The organism is Enorma sp. (assembly GCF_982429025.1).
The window spans coordinates 67,658-85,195 of record NZ_CEWCAA010000003.1 but is presented as its reverse complement, the minus strand read 5'-3'; the positions used below and the strand labels follow the sequence as shown (position 1 = coordinate 85,195).

The window sequence follows — 17,538 nt, the reverse complement described above, 5'->3', positions numbered from 1 at the left end:
ATTCAGACCGCGTCGAGCAGGCGCCTGTCGAGACTCCCTCCCAAGATGACGCCCCTCCCGCCGACTCCCCCGGCCCCACGCCGCTCGCCCGAACGGGAGCCGTCTCCGCCGCCGGGATCTTTGCGGCCATTGCGCTCGCAGCGGGAACCGGCTGGTGGATCTTGCGCCACCGCGACGCGGCTGACCAACGCTAAACCAGGCCCCGCCGCGCCTCGTAAGCCATCGCCCGTAGAACACCCCGTCTCGGCCGCGCGCCGGGGCGGGGTGACGCGTGATGAAGCCGCATGCCCCGAGCTTGCCACGCCACCAGCTTCCCCGAAAGCACCCAGTCGAAGCCGCATGCCCCGAGCTTGCGCGCGAGCCCAAGGGCGGCTACATTATCTTCCGCAACCATACTATCCGCTCCACAGGGCCGCTCCATGTATCGGCTTCATTCGCCTGCTGCTCTGCGGAACCGGCTGCACTATGCAGGAAGGCGGGGACGGCGTGATCGGACTGGGCACAATCATCAACGTGGCTTTGATTCTTGCCGGCGGTTTGGTGGGCACCGTTGGCGGCAGGCTTTTCACCCCGCACGTACAGGAAACCCTCATGAAGGCCACGGGGCTGAGCGTGCTCTTCGTGGGTCTCTCGGGCGCGCTCGCCGGCATGCTTTCGCTTGGCCAGGACGGCGCACTCGTGAGTGGCGGCTCCATGTTAATCGTTGCTTCGTTTGCAGCGGGCGCGCTCGTTGGAGAGCTCGTCGACCTCGACGGTAAATTCGAGCGCCTCGGAATTTGGCTCAAAGAGCGCACGGGCAACGCCGGGGACCCCGCGTTCGTGAACGCCTTCGTAACCGCCTCGCTCACCGTATGCATCGGGGCGATGGCCATCGTTGGATCCATTCAAGACGGCCTTACCGGTGATTGGTCCACCCTCGCGCTCAAGGGCGCACTCGACGCACTCATCGTCTGCGTCATGACCGCATCGATGGGTCGCGGATGCATCTTTTCCGCTCTGCCCGTGGGTGTGTTCCAGGGATCCATTACCTTGCTCGCTCGGCTCATCCAGCCCCTCATGACTGCCGAGGCCCTCGCAAACCTCTCGCTCGTGGGCTCGATTCTTATCTTCTGCGTAGGCGTGAACCTCATCTGGGAGAAAACGTTCAAGACGGCCAACATGCTTCCAGCCGTGGTGTTCGCGGTCGTGCTGGCATTCGTGTAATTCTGCATCGCGTTTCACGCCTTGGGCACGGGGATCGAGCCGGGCTGGCCGTCTAGACCAATCCAAGAAATCGCCCGCAGTCCCCAACCGCTAAAAATGGCTAATTCTCGTCATTTGCGGGCTCTGTGAGACGGTTTTGCTGCCCTTCCGCCGCGCAAGTCGTTCTCGCAGGCCCATCACCCAGCGCTTCCAGCGTTTTTCCCGTTTCCATGGTCAGCTCAGTAAAAGCAAGGCGCCCTTTCCCGCATCCCTAGAACGCATATTGACGAAAATTGGCCAGCTGAGAAATCACAATAGAGAAAACGTCGCGCGCAAACTCCGGGCAGCACTCGGCCCGCACTGCAAACAGCGGATAGCAGGAAGGGACGGGCGGCGGGCAACAGGCGAAACAACCTGCAGACACCAGGAATAACTTCCTTCGCTTTGTGCTGGTAATAGGAGGCGCGTTCTTTCTCGAACAGATGTTTGTTTCTATAGTAAAATGTAGGGTTACGACTAGGCATTCCCCAGCGTGAGGCAAGCGGAACGAGGTGAAGCATGGGAGACAAGACGGAAGATGTTCGCGCGCTCATCGAACGAATCACCTCAAGCGAGCGGATGCGCACGAGCTCGCACTTCTCCGATGCGGTCTACCGCGCCGAACCCATTCTTACCACCGGGCGCCAGATGGCAACCTACCTGCCAGATCGGTACCGCGAAATGCGCGCCATATCTCGCTGGCAAGAGGGAGAACCTCATGGTCGCTGGATTACCGAAGCCGAGCTCTTCTGGCGCCAGGGCACGTTCATGGCAGACTTTGAAGACGACTGCCCGTATCACGGCACGTTCAAGGCATACTTTCCCACCTACGCCGATATGAGCGACCGGCAGCTGCGTGGCTACTTTACCTGGCGCACGGCGGTCCGGCGAGGCGACATCCAAGAAACCTCGTTATCTTTTGCCTTTGTCTATCTGTATGAGCTGCTCAATGGTATCGGTGTATCCGATCCAGCCGATGGATTTCTGAAACTCAAGTCCTTTTGGGAGGCATATCGCGAGTTCGCGCCTGAGATCGACCGTTACGTGCCAATATGGCTGCGCGACTATGTGGTCTACCACGGGCTCGATGTAAGTCTGCTTAGCAACGATTCCGCCATCGCATTTGACCAGGCGTTGTTCGAGCTCGTGCGACAAAGCGCGCCCTTCGATCCCGACCTACTTGAAAATATCGATGAGCTCGTAGTCGACGACGAGCCGAAAGAGGAGACGGTGGCCCCACGCCCGCCGCTGGGCCGCGGCAAACAATCCGCTCTGCAACTCCCCGCAGACATCGAACTCGAGGAAGCGCTGCTCGTTGCCGCCGATGCACTTTCTACGTACCGCATCCGGCTTTCGCGCCTCTATAAGGATTACCATGACGACCTGCGCCACGTCTTCTGCTCAGTGTACGTCCGACTACTCGCCTACTATCGCCGCAACCGATCAAACGGGTTTGTCGAGACGATGTTCGGCGAACAGATGCGTATGACCTACACCATGTTTGCCAATGCAGTGTTCTTCGAATCTACACCACACCCACCAGCGGACGTCGAGCTCGACCCTATACATTGGTATCAATGCCGCGGGGGGACCTGGAGCTGCATCCGTGTCTACGGAACTCGCGGGAAAAGCCCCCTGCTTGCCAAGATTATGCGTGAGGTGGACCGCAGACTCCGCGACGCGCTGAACTACCCCCACCCTCTCAAGGAGAAGGCAGTTCCAAAATACCTCGCGTCTATGATCGACCGCGAGATCGAGGCATGGCTCACCTGGAAGCAAGCGCATGCGCCGCGCAAGGTGGAAATCGACCTCTCTCAGCTCGCTGGTATCCGATCCGCCGCCGCTGTCACGCGCGAGGCGCTGTTAACGGACGAGGAGCGCGATCAGGGCACCACCGTAAAAACGGTTGAAAAGACGCCGACTCAAGACGGCACGATACGTGTCGAGGAAAATGCGCAGCCCCCGTACTGGCCGGGTTCCGAGGCCGAGCTTGGCGACGAGGCGAAACGGTCTGCCGCAAGAAACCCCGAGGCTAAGCGGCCTGAGCACGCTGGCGCACCGGCGCCCTCAGCTGTCCTCGCCGCCGCTACCGCCCCCGCCGGAAATGTCCCGCCACGGAATGAGAGCCCCAGCGACAGCCCGCTCTCCCCTGCTCAGGCCGCATACCTGCAGGCGCTTCTCACCGAAGACGAAGATGCCAAGACGGAAGCGGTTCACCATGTGGGAATAAGCGAGGACATGCTGGTCGACGCCATCAACGAAGCGCTATTTGACCTGCTTGGAGACACAGCTATCGAATTCGGTTCCACGGGACCGCAGGTAATTGAGGACTACGAGGACGACGTCAGAGGAGTACTCGCATGACAGACAACGTGAAAGCAGCCGAAGCTGCGCCGCGCGTGCCCAAGCGCGTCGCCGCGGTAATCATCAACTCGCTCAAGGGCGGCGTGGTGCCGCGCATCGGCCTGCCGTACATCACGGTCGGGCGAGAGGCCGAGATTCGCGCGCTCCTCACCGACCTCTCGCTCATCGCCGATGGCGGCGCCTCCTTCCGGTTCCTTGTGGGCCGCTACGGTAGCGGCAAGAGCTTCCTCTTGCAGACCATCCGCACGCACGCCATGGGCGAAGGCTTCGTCGTAGCCGATGCCGACCTTTCGCCCGAGCGCCGGCTCCAGGGCGGCCAAGGCCAAGGCCTCGCCACCTACCGCGAGCTCATGCGCAACCTCTCCACCAAGACCCGGCCCGAGGGCGGCGCGCTCATGCTCATTCTCGACCGCTGGATTTCGAACTTGCAGATGCAGGTCGCAGGTGAATTGGGCGCGGGTGCCGCTGCCCCCGGCGGTGCCGCTGCCCCCGGCGGCGCTCCCAACGACCCTGCGCTCAACCAAGCGGTCGAGGCGCGCATCCGCGAGCAGGTCGCATCACTCGAGGAGATGGTCCACGGCTTCGATTTCGCCCGGCTCCTCACCCTCTACTACCGCGCCGTTGTTGACGGCAACGATGAGCTCAAAGGTAACGTTGCCCGGTGGTTCCGCGGCGAGTACCGCACCAAAACGGAAGCGCGGCAAGAGCTAGGAGTTTCGATCATCATCGGCGACGACGATTGGTACGACTACGTCAAGCTCTTCGCGCAGTTCCTAAAAGGCGCTGGCTACCAGGGCATGCTCGTGCTCATCGACGAGCTGGTGAACCTCTACAAGATTCCCAACTCGGTCACCCGCCAATATAACTACGAGAAGATCCTCACGATGTATAACGACACCCTGCAGGGCAAAGCGCATCACCTGGGCATCATTATGGGAGGAACGCCACAGAGCATCGAGGACCGCAGGCGTGGCGTCTTTAGCTACGAGGCGCTGCGCTCGCGGCTCACGCAGGGTCGCTTCGCCGCAGAGGGCATGCGCGATATGCTGGCGCCCATCATCCATCTGCACCCGCTCACCTATGAAGAGCTGATCGTTCTCATCGAAAAGCTGCAGCAGATCCACGCCGGCTACTTTGGGTATGAGGCGCGCCTGAGCGAGGAAGACCTGGTGCAGTTCCTGCAAATCGAATTCGGGCGCGTGGGAGCGGACACGCACCTTACACCCCGCGAGGTCATCCGCGACTTCATCGAACTGCTCGATATCGCCTACCAAAACCCCAGCACCCCCGTGGCAAGCATCCTATGTGGCGTTGGCGGAAACGGAGGCGAAGGCGAGGGCGACAGCACGCAGCAAAGCTCGCTTTCGGTTACCGCCGCAGCGGGCCAGCGCGATGTATCAGAATTCGCAGAGTTCAAGATATAGCCTGTGATGAGTTGCGAAAGGGGAAACCCGGCCGCGAGGGATGAGGCAGAATCGTCCGCCAGCAATCGAGCCCGAAAGGAGGGCCATGAGCATCTTCGACCGATACGCACCGTTCGTGCAGGATTTCATCTACGACCACCAATGGGAGAACCTTCGCTCCATCCAGGTGGCCGCAGGCGACGCTATCTTCAACACCGACGAGAACGTGCTGCTCACGGCCTCAACTGCATCGGGCAAGACCGAGGCGGCGTTCTTCCCCATCCTCTCGCTCTTCTGGGAAGATCCGCCCACGAGCATCGGCGCGATCTACGTGGGCCCACTGAAGGCGCTCATCAACGACCAATTCCTTCGCCTGAACGACCTGTGCGAGGAGGCCGAGATTCCCGTCTGGCACTGGCATGGCGATGTGGCCGCCTCGCATAAGCGCAAGCTCCTGGAGCATCCGAGCGGCATCCTGCAGATTACGCCGGAATCGCTCGAGGCACTCCTCATGCATAAGCACATGGCCGTGCCACGTCTATTCCATGACCTGCGATTTGTCGTCATCGACGAGGTTCACTCGCTCCTGCGTGGCGACCGCGGCGGGCAAACGCTCTGCCTTATCGAGAGGCTCTCTCGCATGGCGGGCGTGAACCCCCGGCGCATCGGCCTTTCCGCCACCATCGGCGATCCGGAGCGCACCGGAGCCTTTCTCGCCAGCGGCACGGGGCGCGGCTGCATCATCCCGCGCTTCGAGGAGCCACGCCGGGTGTGGCGACTCTCGATGGAGCACTTCTACATCACGGGCCCGCAAGCCGCCGAACGCGCGGCAGAGGGTGCAGGTACGGGCATCGTGCGCGCCGATGGCTCGATCGAGGCCGAGGTGCTTTCCGTCGAGCCAGCTTCGTCGGACCTCGCCTTGGCACGCTCGAGCGCTTCGTACGCACATTTGAACGCTTCTGAAGACGAACATGCGCAAAGCACGCCCGAAGATAAACGGGCGGCAGCGAGAGCGACTCGCATGGATACCGAGGGTACGCACACAGAAACCGAGCTCCTCGCACCCACCGACCGCGCGCCCGAGAACGCCGACCCCGGCATCGGCTACATCTTCGAGCGCACGCGCGGACGCAAGTGCCTCGTCTTCGCCAACTCGCGCGAGGAAGCCGAGGCCGTGTGCACGATGCTTCGCAGCTATTGCGAGGCCAATCACGAGCCGGACCGGTTCCTCATCCACCACGGCAACCTCTCGGCGAGCATCCGCGAGAGCGCCGAGGACATCATGCGCGACGACGAGCGGCTCGACACGACCGTTACCACCGCGACGCTGGAGCTCGGCATCGACATCGGCCGCCTCGAGCGCGCGTTTCAGATTGACGCGCCATTTACCGTCTCGAGCTTCCTGCAGCGCATGGGCCGCACGGGCCGGCGCGATTTGCCGCCCGAGATGCACTTCGTCATGCGCGAGGAGCAGCCCGAACCGCGCACGACCATGCCGGAAACCATTCCCTGGAAGTTGCTGCAGGGCATCGCGCTCGTCCAGCTCTACCACGAGGAGCGCTGGGTGGAGCCTCCCGCGCTCGACCGCCTGCCCTACAGCCTGCTCTATCACCAGACCATGGCCACGCTCGCAAGTACGGGCGAGCTCTCCCCGGCGGAGCTCGCCCAGCGCGTGCTCACCCTCTCCTACTTCCACCGCGTGAGCGCAGACGATTTCCGCGTGCTGCTTAGGCACCTGCTGGAGACCGACCAGATCCAGGCCACCGAGGGCGGCGGCCTCATCGTGGGCCTCGCGGGCGAGCGGCTCACCAACTCGTTCAAGTTCTATGCGGTGTTCCAGGAAAACGAGGAGTTCACGGTGCGGTGCGAGAGCGCGGAGCTCGGCACGATCGTGAATCCGCCCCCGCCCGGCGAGCGCATTGCCATCGCTGGCGCGTGCTGGCTCGTGGAGGAGGTCGATTGGAAGCGGCGGCTTGTGTACTGCACCAAGGTGAAGGGGCGCGTGCCGGCGTATTTTGGCGATTGCGCGGGCGATATCAACACGCATATTTTGGAGCGCATGCGGCGCGTGCTGCGCGAGCACGAGGTGTATCCGTACCTGCTCGGCAACGCGCGAGCGCGCTTGGCGCAGGCGCGGCGCACGGCGGAGCTCTCCGGCGCGGCGACGCAGCCGCTCATCAACCTTGGGGGCGACACGTGGGCGCTCTTCCCGTGGCTGGGGAGCTACGCGTTTCTGGCGCTGGAGCGCCTGCTCAAGATCAAGTGCGCCGCGGAACTCGGCCTCAAGGGGCTCGACCCAGCGCGGCCATACTACATGCAGTTCAGGATGAAGGCAGACGAGGAAACGTTCTTCCAGGTTGTGGCCGATGAAGCGGAGAAGGGTTTCGATCCCATCGAGCTCGTCTACCCGAGCGAGGTACCGTACTTCGACAAGTACGACGAGCTGCTGCCCAAGGAGCTCGTGCGCAAGGGCTTCGCCGAGGGCGTGCTCGACATCGAGGGCATGCGCGAGCGCGTGCGGGAGTGGGTGAGGTAACTTACTCCGAAGCTTTGGGCATCCTGGCTGACGGGAGACGGGCTCGCTTCAATCCATCCCCCATGTCAAATAACCCCAGAGGTTTTTCGACATCGGCGAGCAGCTTGTGCTTCGCCGCGGCGAAGCCCTCCTCATTGAGCACGCCCCTACCGTGGAGCTCGGAAAGGTGCTCAAGATAGCCAACGAGCGATCCCCCGGCGTCTAGGTACCGTCAAGATTCTTGCGCACTTTCCGGCAGCCCCATGGGTCAGCCCCTTGCGGCTACTCGTCCAGCAGTGCCACGTCCAGGCAGCGGCGGAAGCCCCATTCGTTCCCCGCGACGCACTTCATCCTTGCAGTCCGGGGCGTGAGGGCGGAGTTCCCGTCAGGGCAAGTGCCGACCACGCGGGTCCGCCCGCGTATCTTGCGGTTGAGCCGCTCGGAAAATACAGATTGAAGAACATCTGAACATGCCGCATTAACTTACTACCGCGCTCCCTATATTTGGCTATACTTAGAGTGAACTTCCGTATAGCACATGGAGGAGACATGGCTGCGACGCAGATGAACATCAGAATGGATGCCGCTCTCAAAGAATCGGGCAACGCGGCGCTTGCACGCCTCGGCTACACGCCCTCGCAGGCTGTTCGAGCCCTGTGGGAGGTTATTACGGTACAAGGCGCTCTACCTCCAGCGCTTGTACGGGCGCTCAATTCGAACGGCGACATGCCGTCTCGCCAGGAAGACCCCACCGAGATGGAATCGACGAGCGGCGCTGAAATCGTTTCTTCGTTTTATCGGCGCCTAGGTATAGACGAGCCGTCAAGCACCCCCGTGGACTACGCCGAGCTTCGGGAGATGGCGGCGGACGAGCAGCTCGCCTCTTGGGGGCTCTCATGAGCTCGTCCGTCTTCTCTAAAGACCGCCCTATCAAACTGCTCGTGGACACGAACGTCTGGCTCGACTACTTTCTATCCCGGAGCACACGCCATACCTCTGTAAATGCGTTCATCGCTGGCGCAATCGGCCGTGAAGACATTATTTTATATGCCGCTTCACTCTCGCTGAAAGACCTTGCCTATCAGCTAGTCAACTTGATGAAGAAAGATGCTCGCGATGCCGAAGAGCCGATAACGCCCGAAGTCGCGGCTGCGGCGCGCGAGGTTTCATGGGCGTGTGTTCGCGACGTACTTGGAAAAGCTCTCGTCGCTCCCGTTGGAAACGCCGAAGTTCTCGGAGCCTTCACGCTCCGACATCTTCACGATGACCTTGAGGACGACCTCATGCTTGCCACGGCAGAATCGATTGATGCCGACGCTTTGGTTACCCACGATGCAGCATTGCTCAAACACGCAGAAGATCTTTGCATCACCACGGAGGAGGGGCTCGAGTTGCTCGCGGAGCTTGCCGAGCGAGACGAGGCGTAACAACCCGCCGTGCAGCAAAGCAGCCTATGCTGAAAAATGGGGCACCCTAGCCCGACACCGCCGCCCCATCGGCGTCGCAAAGCGGCGTGCCCAAGAAGTCGTCGTCGTAGGGAATCGTGCCATCAAAGAACGCCATGCCGTCGGTGGCGAGCACGATGTAGTTGTCCTCGCCCGCCCAAACCGGCTCATCGACAGGAAGCACGTACACGTATGTGAATACCTGCTTGAGGGTCGCAACCTCATCGCGGAGGAAGGTGAGGTCCCGGCCGTCATCGCGCGAGACCACGTTCATGGCGTAGACGCCACCAGGAGTGAGACACCCCTGCACGGCGCGCGCGGCCTCCACGGTGGCGAGCGCGCGGACCGGCTCCTTGCCGGTGAAGGTATCGTTCACGATGGCGTCGAAGCGGTGGGCACGGGGGCTGGGCTTCCGCTCCTTCGAGCTCTCGATAGCAGACGGCGCGCCGCCTGAACCGACGGGTGACACGGCCGAAGGCTCCTCGACCGAAGACCCCTCGGCAGAAGGTAACTCGACCGGAATCTCTCCCGGCAGCACACGCTCGGCCTGCGCGATGCGCTCCGCCCGCTCCTCAAGATACGCCCGCCCATCGCCCTCGATAATATGCAGGCGCTTTCCTGCGATCTTCTTGAGGCGCTCAACATAGAACCATCCTTCGGCGCACTCAATCACCTTGGGATCGATCTCGACCACGCCCATAATCAGATCAGGGCGAGCAAGCAGTGCATGCTTGGGCCAGGCAAACCCTCCTCCACCGAGCGCGAGCACCCGCCGCACGCCGTGGCCGGTCCGCGCCGCCAGCTCGCGATCCGCCTCAAAGACCGCATCGAACGCGCGGTGATATGCGAACACCGGCTCCGCCCAATGGAGCCCCAGATTCGTAGCCGACTGGTACACCCCACCCAGCCGCAGAACGCGCACAAGCCTGCCTTCCACCAGCACCGTGTAGATGAACGCACGGCCTTGGGCGGTCTTCACCACATGCGGCCAAAACCGCATGCAAAGGTAGCCGAGGATGCCGATGCCCGCGAAAAAAGCCCAGACCTGCCAAGGGTATTTCCACAGCTCGACGATGAGCGCGAAGACGAGCACGATCGCAACGGCGATAATCGTATACATCGCCTCGAGGGGGCTGCGGCCACCGGAGCCGCTCGGGCCGCCTGCACCACCGGAGCCGCCCGAATACGGCGAAATGCCACCATTACCCATGATGCAACATTCCCTCTGTCCTGATTTTGCATTGCTGGTAGAGGCCGTGGTCGTAGAAGCCTAGGTGCCGGTAGTACTCCCGCGTGCCCACCGCGCTGATCACGTTGATGCGCTCGTAGCCCGCTTCGCACGCGAGCTCGCACGCCCGCTCAACGAGCTTGCGCCCAAGCCCGTGATGCTGCGCCGCACCGCCCTCTTCGCCCACGCGCGCCGCCATGCCGTAGACGTGCACCTCGCGGATCATGGCCTCGCCCGGCTGCACCGGAGGCTCGCATCCCGCCGCGCGCAACTCGCTCGCAAGCGCCTCCACAGCCGCGGCCTTCGGCAGTGAAAGCCGCAGGAACCCCGCGATGCGTCCCTCCGGCGTCACCCACTGCAAGAATCGCTCGCTGGTGGCAGGCGTCTCGTACGGCATCACCTCGAGCCGGAGCGCCCGCACGTCCACCTCCGATGTCGCGATCTCGCGAAACCGGATCTCCTGCACGCGCTCCCCGGTCTGCTCACACCGCACATGCAGACGGCTCTCCACCATCTGCCGCAGGTTGGGCTTCTTGTTGCCCGCCATGATGTCGCCGGACGAGAAGTCGCGAATCATGCGCGAGACGCGGCAATATGCAGGCGTTGCAAGCACGTCGTCGATGAGCACGCCCACGAGCTCGTCCTCGGTGTACGGCCTCCACTCCCCGGCTTCATAGCGGCCGCGCAGCCGCGAGCTTTCAATAAGCGCGCAGGGGTAGAGCTTGACCTCGTCCGGCTGGAACGCCAACTCGGCGACAAAGCGCTGGTAGTCGAGACGATCGGCTTCCGGCGTGGAGCCGAGGAGGTTCACCATGAAGTGAGCGTGGATCTTGAAGCCGAAGAGCCGCAGCAGCGAAAAGGCGCGCTCGATCTGCGCAACCCGGATGCCTCGGCCATTTGCGTCGAGCACGCGCTGGTCCACGCTCTGCACGCCCATCTGGATTTTCGTGGCGCCCATGCGGCGAATGGCAACGAGCGCCTCGGGCGTGATGGCGTCCGGCCTGGTCTCGATGACGAGGCCCACCACACGGTGGAGCGCGGTCTCGTTGCGGCGCTGCTCACGTTCGAGCTCATCCATAGTCGCGGTCTGTACGCGCGCGGCCTCCTGCCAGGCAGTGCGTGTGCCGTAGAGCTGGACAATGGCCTGGTTGTAAGAGAGATGACCGCCCGTAACCTCGCGCTGAACAGCTTCGGTAGCAACAGGGCCAAGCGGTGCGGGGGCGACGCCGGAGTCGAACGAGGCGGGGTCAGCACTGGAGCCGGGCGGTGCAAAAGCAATGCCGGAATCATCGCTGGAACCGCCACGCGCGGAGGAACCCGATTCGCCCACCGTCGCGTCGTCGTTGAGCGCACGGAACAGCTCGCGCATGAACCATATCTGGTACTCAACCGGATAGTCGCTCCACGTGCCGCCAAGCACGATGAGCTCGATCTTGTCCGTGGCGTGCCCCATCTGCGAAAGCGCCGTCAGCCGCGCCGAGACCTGTAGATACGGATCAAAGCAGGCCTGTTCGGCGCGGGCGCAGGCAGGCTCGTCGGCCAGATAGCTCTTGGGCATGCGCACATCGCTCGGGCAGAAGATGCATGAACCCGAACACGGCCATGGCTTCGTGATGACGGTGATGGTCGCCACACCCGAAGCAGAGCGGCGCGGCTTCATGCGAAGCACCTTGATGAGGCCTTCCTCGAGCTCGGGCGTGATGCCCCAGCGAGCCCAACGCTCGGGCTCTTCGCGCTTAACCCGCTGGTAAAACGGCAACAACCGGCGCTTGGCGAAGGCGCGCTTGTCGCCGCCCGCACGCCGAGCTTGCGCATGCACGAGCTTGACAAGCGCACGGTCATCCACCGTCTCGCCGCGACGCAGGGCGTCGAGTATCTGCAAAATGATCTCTTCCATGAAACAGCATTCTATCCTATGGATGATAAGATGCAGCAGGACTGGTTCTCATCGAAACAGGAGGAATGTGAACCGCGCACTCGCACGACAGCTCATCGAGCTCAATAACCGGTTCTACCGCGAGAACGCGTCGTCCTTCTCGGCCACGCGCCAGGCGCCGTGGGCCGGATGGGAGCACGTTGCCAAGGAGGCGCGAGCGGTGCTTCCGGCAGGAGCGCTTGACGGCTCCCACCGGCTTCGAGTGCTGGACCTCGCCTGCGGAAACATGCGCCTCGCCCCGTTTCTAGCACAGGCGTTCCCCCACGCCCGTATCGACTACACCGGCATCGATGCAAGCGAAGACCTCGCCGGCCATTCCTGTGACCTGCTCAAAGAGCTGGGCAACCTCGATGCGCATTTCATCGCCCGTGATGTGCTGGAGCCCCTGTTGGGAGAACATCCCGCACCGCCATCGCCAGATACGGACCGCGCGCATGACTTGGCCTGCTGCTTTGGCTTTCTGCACCATGTTCCCAGCTTCGAACTTAGGGCGGCGCTCGTGGAGCGGCTTTGCCAGTCGACGCGCCCAGGGGGCATCGCCGCCATCTCGTTCTGGCAATTCATGCACGATGAACGCTTGGCCGCGAAAGCACGGGACGCAACTGCGAGCGCGAAGGTGCGCCCCCCGTTTCCCGGTTTTGATGCAGCCCAACTTGAAAACGACGATTACCTGCTTGGCTGGCAACATGCTTCCGGCGGATACCGCTACTGCCACAGCTTTGAAGAGTCTGAGCTTGATGAGCTGGCGCAGATTGCCGAAGCACAGGGCGTGCACGAAATCGCGCGCTTCTCTGCAGATGGCAAGAGCGGCGTGCTCAACCGATATCTCGTTCTTGCGCGAGGGGCACTTGCGCGAGGGGGCATAACGCCTCCCCGGTCCGCCCGCCCCGTGCGAGATTCCCATATGTAACCACAGGCATCAAATAACTGCATGGCGGCGGTTTCCTTGGAATTGCATATACCTGTCATTTTCAGGACGATGAATGCATATCCACAGAAAGCAGCCGCGCTGCTCTACAATGGACCGGATTCGGCGCGCGAAGCAGCATCCGCGCACGGCAATGGACTTCGTCCGCAGGCAAGAGAGCGACCATGGGACTCACGCACATTCGCACACCGAAGAACTTCGTACTCGAAGATCGCCTTGAGCGGTACGCGGCCGCCATCGAACAGCGCCCGGAAACCTATCGCGGGCGCTGGGGAGAAGCCTGTTCACCCTGCGGCGACGCGGCCCGCGGCGGCGCTACCTGCGGCGACACGCCCTGCAGCAGTGCACCTCGCGGCTACACGCCCGGCTTTGGCCGGGTCCACCTCGATCTCGGCTGCGGCAAGGGCGCCTACCTCGTCGCCCGAGCCCAACGCGAGCCGAGCGCGCTCTTCATCGGCATGGACACCGAACCCATCTGCATCGCCTACGCTGCACAAAACATCGCGGAAACGGGCCTTTCCAACGCAATCGTGCTGCCGCGCAGCGCAGACTCAATCGAACGCCTTTTTGGCCCGGGCGAACTCGCTGGGATCACGCTCAACTTCCCCACGCCGTTCCCCAAGCGCAAGTTCGCGCGCAAACGCCTTACCAGCGTCGACCACCTGCTAAGCTACCGGCGCGTGCTCGCGCCGGGCGCCGCCGTCACGCTCAGGACCGACAGCCAACCGCTGCACGACTTTACGCTTACGCAACTCGACGCAGCTGGCTACCGGGTGCTTTGGGCATCGATCGACACGCGCGCGGAGCATCCCGAGCATCCGGAAACGGAATACGAGCGTCGTCTTGCCGAACAGGGGGCCGCCGTATACGGCGTCTGCGCCATTCCGGGGCCAGAACCGACGCCGGAACAAATTCAGACCGGCCGCAACGCTGAACAGAGCCTCGTCGCATACCTGCCCCGAAACCTCGATTCCATCGGGTACATCCCCCTCGGTATGGAGGGCGCGGTTCTCAACCTGCGCAATCGCCGGCGAAACGAACAGGCACATAACCACTAGACATGCAAAGTGGGCCCTGGACAGGCACGCCGCGCCAAGCCCCAGGAAGTTCGTTTCACTTTTGGGAATTTTTTTTCGAGACCATAGCGGCAAGCCCGTCCAGCCTCAGCAAAACTGCAGGATTGAGGATTGCAATTACGTGATAGCGGGCGAAAAGCAAAAAGATGCTCCCAAAAGTGGAACGAATAGCTTGCTCGCGCCAACTCAGCTGCCATGAGGGCGCGCGATTGATGAATAAACGGGGCCTCGGACCGCCAGCTCGGGACAAATCGCCCGAACGTCACCTCCCCACCGGGGCCGCCCCATGGCGTTCCGCCCACCATCTGCCATAATTGATGCAGCACGCCACGCACGACGCACCTAACGCGAAACCGAAGGGCATCATTTCCATGGCCAACACAGCAGACACTGCAAACGCATCCGCCGCGGCCACCGCTGGGTCTTCTGCCAGCTCGTTCGCCGCCGGCACCGGCAGCACGGGCGAGCACGGCTCACTCGGAGCGCTCTCGCCAAGCTGGTGGGAGCCGGCAGAAGGCGAGGAGCCCGAACCCTGGTGCACCGCGGACGAGGCCTTCGAGCGCTTCCTCGGCTGGTGCGACGAGCGCGGCATCGAGCTCTGGGAGCACCAGGAAGAGGCCCTCATGGACCTCGCCGCCGGCGACCACGTGATCCTGGGCACGCCAACCGGCTCCGGCAAATCGCTCGTGGCGCTCGGCATGCTTTTCCTCGGCATGGCGCAAGGACGCCGCGCGTACTACACCGCCCCCATCAAGGCACTCGTCTCGGAGAAGTTCTTCGATCTGGTCGAGGTGCTCGGCCGCGACAATGTGGGCATGATTACCGGCGACACGCACATCAACACGCAGGCGCCCGTCATCTGCTGCACGGCGGAGATCCTTGCCAACCAGGCGCTCCGCGAGGGCGAGGACACAGACGTGGGCGTGGTCGCCATGGACGAGTTCCACTACTTCGCCGATCCCGACCGTGGCTGGGCCTGGCAGGTGCCGCTGCTCACGCTGCCGCACACGCAGTTTATGCTCATGAGCGCCACGCTTGGCGACGTCACGCAGATCGCCGACGCGCTGGAAGAGCGCACCGGACGCATCGTCGACCGTGTAACCGACGCGCCGCGACCCGTGCCGCTCGCCTACGAGTACGTGGACACCGCGCTCGAGGGCACGGTCGAGCTTGCGCTGCGCCGCGACGAAGCCCCGCTCTACATCGTGCACTTCTCGCAGGACGCCGCACTTGCTACGGCGCAGTCGCTCGCAAACTTCGGCATCGCCACCAAAGAGCAGCGTGAGGCGGTGAAGGAGGCCGCCAAGGGCACGCGCTTCACCACGGCATTCGGCAAAATCCTAAAACGCCTCATCTCCAACGGCGTGGGCGTGCACCACGCCGGCATGCTGCCGCGCTATCGCCTCTTGGTGGAGCGCCTCGCCCAGCAGGGGCTTCTGCCGGTCATCTGCGGCACCGATACGCTCGGCGTGGGCATCAACGTGCCCATCCACACCGTTGTGCTCACGGCGCTCACCAAGTTCGACGGCTACAAGATGCGCCGCCTCCGCGCGCGCGAGTTCCACCAGATCGCCGGGCGCGCCGGGCGCGCGGGCTTCGACACCGAGGGCATGGTCATCGCCGAGGCACCCGAATACGAGATCGAGAACGCCAAGCTTATCGCAAAGGCGGGCGACGACCCCAAGAAGCTGCGCAAACTCAAGAAGAAAAAACCACCTGAGGGCTTCGTAACCTGGAACAAGCAAACCTTCGAGCGCCTCTGCGAGGCGGTGCCCGAAACCCTCAAGCCGCGGCTGCGCATCACCAATTCGATGGTGCTGTCCATGGTGGAGCGCGGCGGCGACGCGCGCGCCCGCGTGAGCGAACTCATCGAGGCGAGCCTGCAGACGCCGGAGGAGAAACTCAATCTTGAGGCGCGAGCGAGCGAGATCTTCGCCACGCTCATCGACACCGGAGTGGTGGTGCGCGAGGAGGCCCCCGGCGACGTGGATGCACCAAGCGACACGGACGCCTCCAGCGGCGCAGGTACATCCAGCGGCGCAGACGCCTCCACGGACGCAGCGCCGCGGGTGGAATACTCCCTCACGGTAGACCTGCCCGAGGACTTCGCCCTCGACCAACCGCTCTCGCCGTTTTTGCTTGCGGCGCTGGAGCTGCTCGATCCGGAGAGCGAGACTTACACCTTCGATCTCATTTCCATGGTGGAGGCAACGCTCGAGGACCCCAAGCAAGTGCTGCGCGCGCAGGAGCGCCAGGCGCGCGATGCCGCCATGGCAGCCATGAAGGCCGACGGCGTGGAGTACGAAGAGCGGCTCGAGCGGCTGCAGGACATCACCTACCCCAAGCCGCTTGAAGACTTGCTCGATGCCGCGTTTGCCCAGTACTGCACCAAGGTGCCCTGGGCAGCGGACTACGAGCTCTCCCCCAAGAGCGTGCTGCGCGACATGCTGGAGAGCGCGGCGGACTTCAAGGGCTACATCCAGAAGCTCGGCATCGCGCGATCTGAGGGCATCTTGCTGCGCTACCTTGCCGAGGCGTTCCGCTCGCTCGACCGAACCGTACCGCTGGAGAAGCGCAACGACCAGCTGAACGACATCATCTCGTGGCTGGGCTTCGTGGTGCGGAGCGTCGATTCGAGCCTGGTGGATGAGTGGGCCGCCGCGGGCGAGGATTCCGCCTTCGACGCCGCGCCGCCGAGCGGTGCGGACGTGGTGGTGGCGGACCGCCGCGGCATGACGCTCTTGGTGCGCAACGCCCTGTTCCGCCGCGTGAGCCTGGCCGCCCGCGAGCGCGCCGACGAGCTGGGAGAGCTGGACGAAGCGTGGGGCATGGGCGAGCTTCGCTGGCGCCGCGCCCTCGAGGCGTTCTTCGAGGCGCACGAGGAGCTGCTGGTGGATGGCGATGCGCGCTCGACGGCGTTCTTCACCATCGACGAGTCCGACGAGCTTAAGCCCGCAACCGAGGGCGGCCACGTGTGGCACGTGCACCAGATCTTCCACGACAGCGACGGCGATCACGACTTCGGCATCATGGCCGACGTGGACCTCGACGCCACGCAGGAGGAGAGCGAAGCCGTGTTCAAGAACTACCGCGTCGGGTTTATTGAGGAACTGCTGGAGCAGGGGTAGGAAGACGTTTGCTTGGGGAGTGTTATGTCGGCGCCCATGCTGCACAGACAGCTGCGCAGCATGGGCGCTCGCGCAAGACGCGCCGCTCGCTTTTGTCAGCTCAGTGCATAGGTATCGAAATCCACACAGTACTGGTTAAACTCAACCAAACGGGCGTAAAGCCTCGCATCCGCCGTAACGACGGGAATTCCCCGCTGAGCAAGGTTCACAAATGACGTATCCGTCAACCCAAGCCGTCCATGAGACGGTTCTTCGACTACCACGCGGGATGGAAGCAGCTCTTCCTCCAAACAG

The 17,538-nt window shown here is 63.1% G+C and carries 12 protein-coding genes; 10 read left to right on the top strand and 2 right to left on the bottom strand.

Annotated features, from left to right (window positions below):
- The 7 genes from AC1VS5_RS01430 to AC1VS5_RS01400 form a co-directional block, all read left to right on the top strand.
- Positions 1-194: hypothetical protein (locus AC1VS5_RS01430; RefSeq protein WP_481217448.1), on the top strand; the 194-nt coding region annotated here is incomplete at its 5' end.
- A gap of 292 nt (positions 195-486) precedes the next feature.
- On the top strand, positions 487-1,203 hold the full coding sequence (locus AC1VS5_RS01425; RefSeq protein WP_204206815.1) for a DUF554 domain-containing protein: 717 nt from the start codon (positions 487-489) through the stop codon (positions 1,201-1,203).
- Positions 1,204-1,740: 537 nt separating this feature from the next.
- Positions 1,741-3,585 (top strand): TerB N-terminal domain-containing protein, encoded by a 1,845-nt coding sequence (locus tag AC1VS5_RS01420; RefSeq protein ID WP_481217447.1) that lies wholly within the window; start codon positions 1,741-1,743, stop codon positions 3,583-3,585.
- Positions 3,582-5,009, top strand: a complete 1,428-nt coding sequence (locus AC1VS5_RS01415) for an ATP-binding protein (protein WP_481217446.1) — start codon at positions 3,582-3,584, stop codon at positions 5,007-5,009. Before AC1VS5_RS01420 ends, AC1VS5_RS01415 begins: the two co-directional genes overlap by 4 nt.
- 85 nt (positions 5,010-5,094) lie before the next feature.
- Positions 5,095-7,524, top strand: coding sequence for a DEAD/DEAH box helicase (locus tag AC1VS5_RS01410; RefSeq protein ID WP_481217445.1), 2,430 nt, complete (start codon positions 5,095-5,097; stop codon positions 7,522-7,524).
- A 528-nt stretch (positions 7,525-8,052) separates the two neighbouring features.
- A complete protein-coding gene (locus AC1VS5_RS01405; protein WP_417046564.1) occupies positions 8,053-8,403 on the top strand; it encodes a type II toxin-antitoxin system RelB/DinJ family antitoxin in 351 nt (116 codons plus the stop codon).
- Entirely contained in the window at positions 8,400-8,930 is a 531-nt protein-coding gene (locus AC1VS5_RS01400; protein WP_481217444.1) for a type II toxin-antitoxin system VapC family toxin, read from the top strand. Before AC1VS5_RS01405 ends, AC1VS5_RS01400 begins: the two co-directional genes overlap by 4 nt.
- Positions 8,931-8,976: 46 nt before the next feature.
- On the opposite strand, the gene AC1VS5_RS01395 is transcribed toward AC1VS5_RS01400, so the two are convergent.
- Positions 8,977-10,158 (bottom strand): spermidine synthase, encoded by a 1,182-nt coding sequence (locus AC1VS5_RS01395; RefSeq protein ID WP_481217443.1) that lies wholly within the window; start codon positions 10,156-10,158, stop codon positions 8,977-8,979.
- On the bottom strand, positions 10,151-12,073 hold the full coding sequence (locus AC1VS5_RS01390; RefSeq protein WP_481217442.1) for an elongator complex protein 3: 1,923 nt from the start codon (positions 12,071-12,073) through the stop codon (positions 10,151-10,153). The genes AC1VS5_RS01395 and AC1VS5_RS01390 overlap by 8 nt, the downstream gene beginning before the upstream one ends.
- Positions 12,074-12,140: 67 nt before the next feature.
- On the opposite strand from AC1VS5_RS01390, the gene AC1VS5_RS01385 reads away from it, so the two are divergent.
- The 3 genes from AC1VS5_RS01385 to AC1VS5_RS01375 all read left to right on the top strand — a co-directional run bounded on the left by AC1VS5_RS01385 (position 12,141) and on the right by AC1VS5_RS01375 (position 17,244).
- Positions 12,141-13,022 (top strand): class I SAM-dependent methyltransferase, encoded by an 882-nt coding sequence (locus AC1VS5_RS01385; protein ID WP_481217441.1) that lies wholly within the window; start codon positions 12,141-12,143, stop codon positions 13,020-13,022.
- Positions 13,023-13,204: 182 nt separating this feature from the next.
- Positions 13,205-14,098, top strand: coding sequence for a tRNA (guanine(46)-N(7))-methyltransferase TrmB (gene trmB, locus AC1VS5_RS01380; RefSeq protein ID WP_481217440.1), 894 nt, complete (start codon positions 13,205-13,207; stop codon positions 14,096-14,098).
- A 389-nt stretch (positions 14,099-14,487) separates the two neighbouring features.
- Positions 14,488-17,244: a DEAD/DEAH box helicase gene (locus AC1VS5_RS01375; protein ID WP_481217439.1), complete on the top strand. Its 2,757-nt coding sequence runs from the start codon at positions 14,488-14,490 to the stop codon at positions 17,242-17,244.
- The last annotated feature ends 294 nt before the right edge of the window (positions 17,245-17,538 follow it).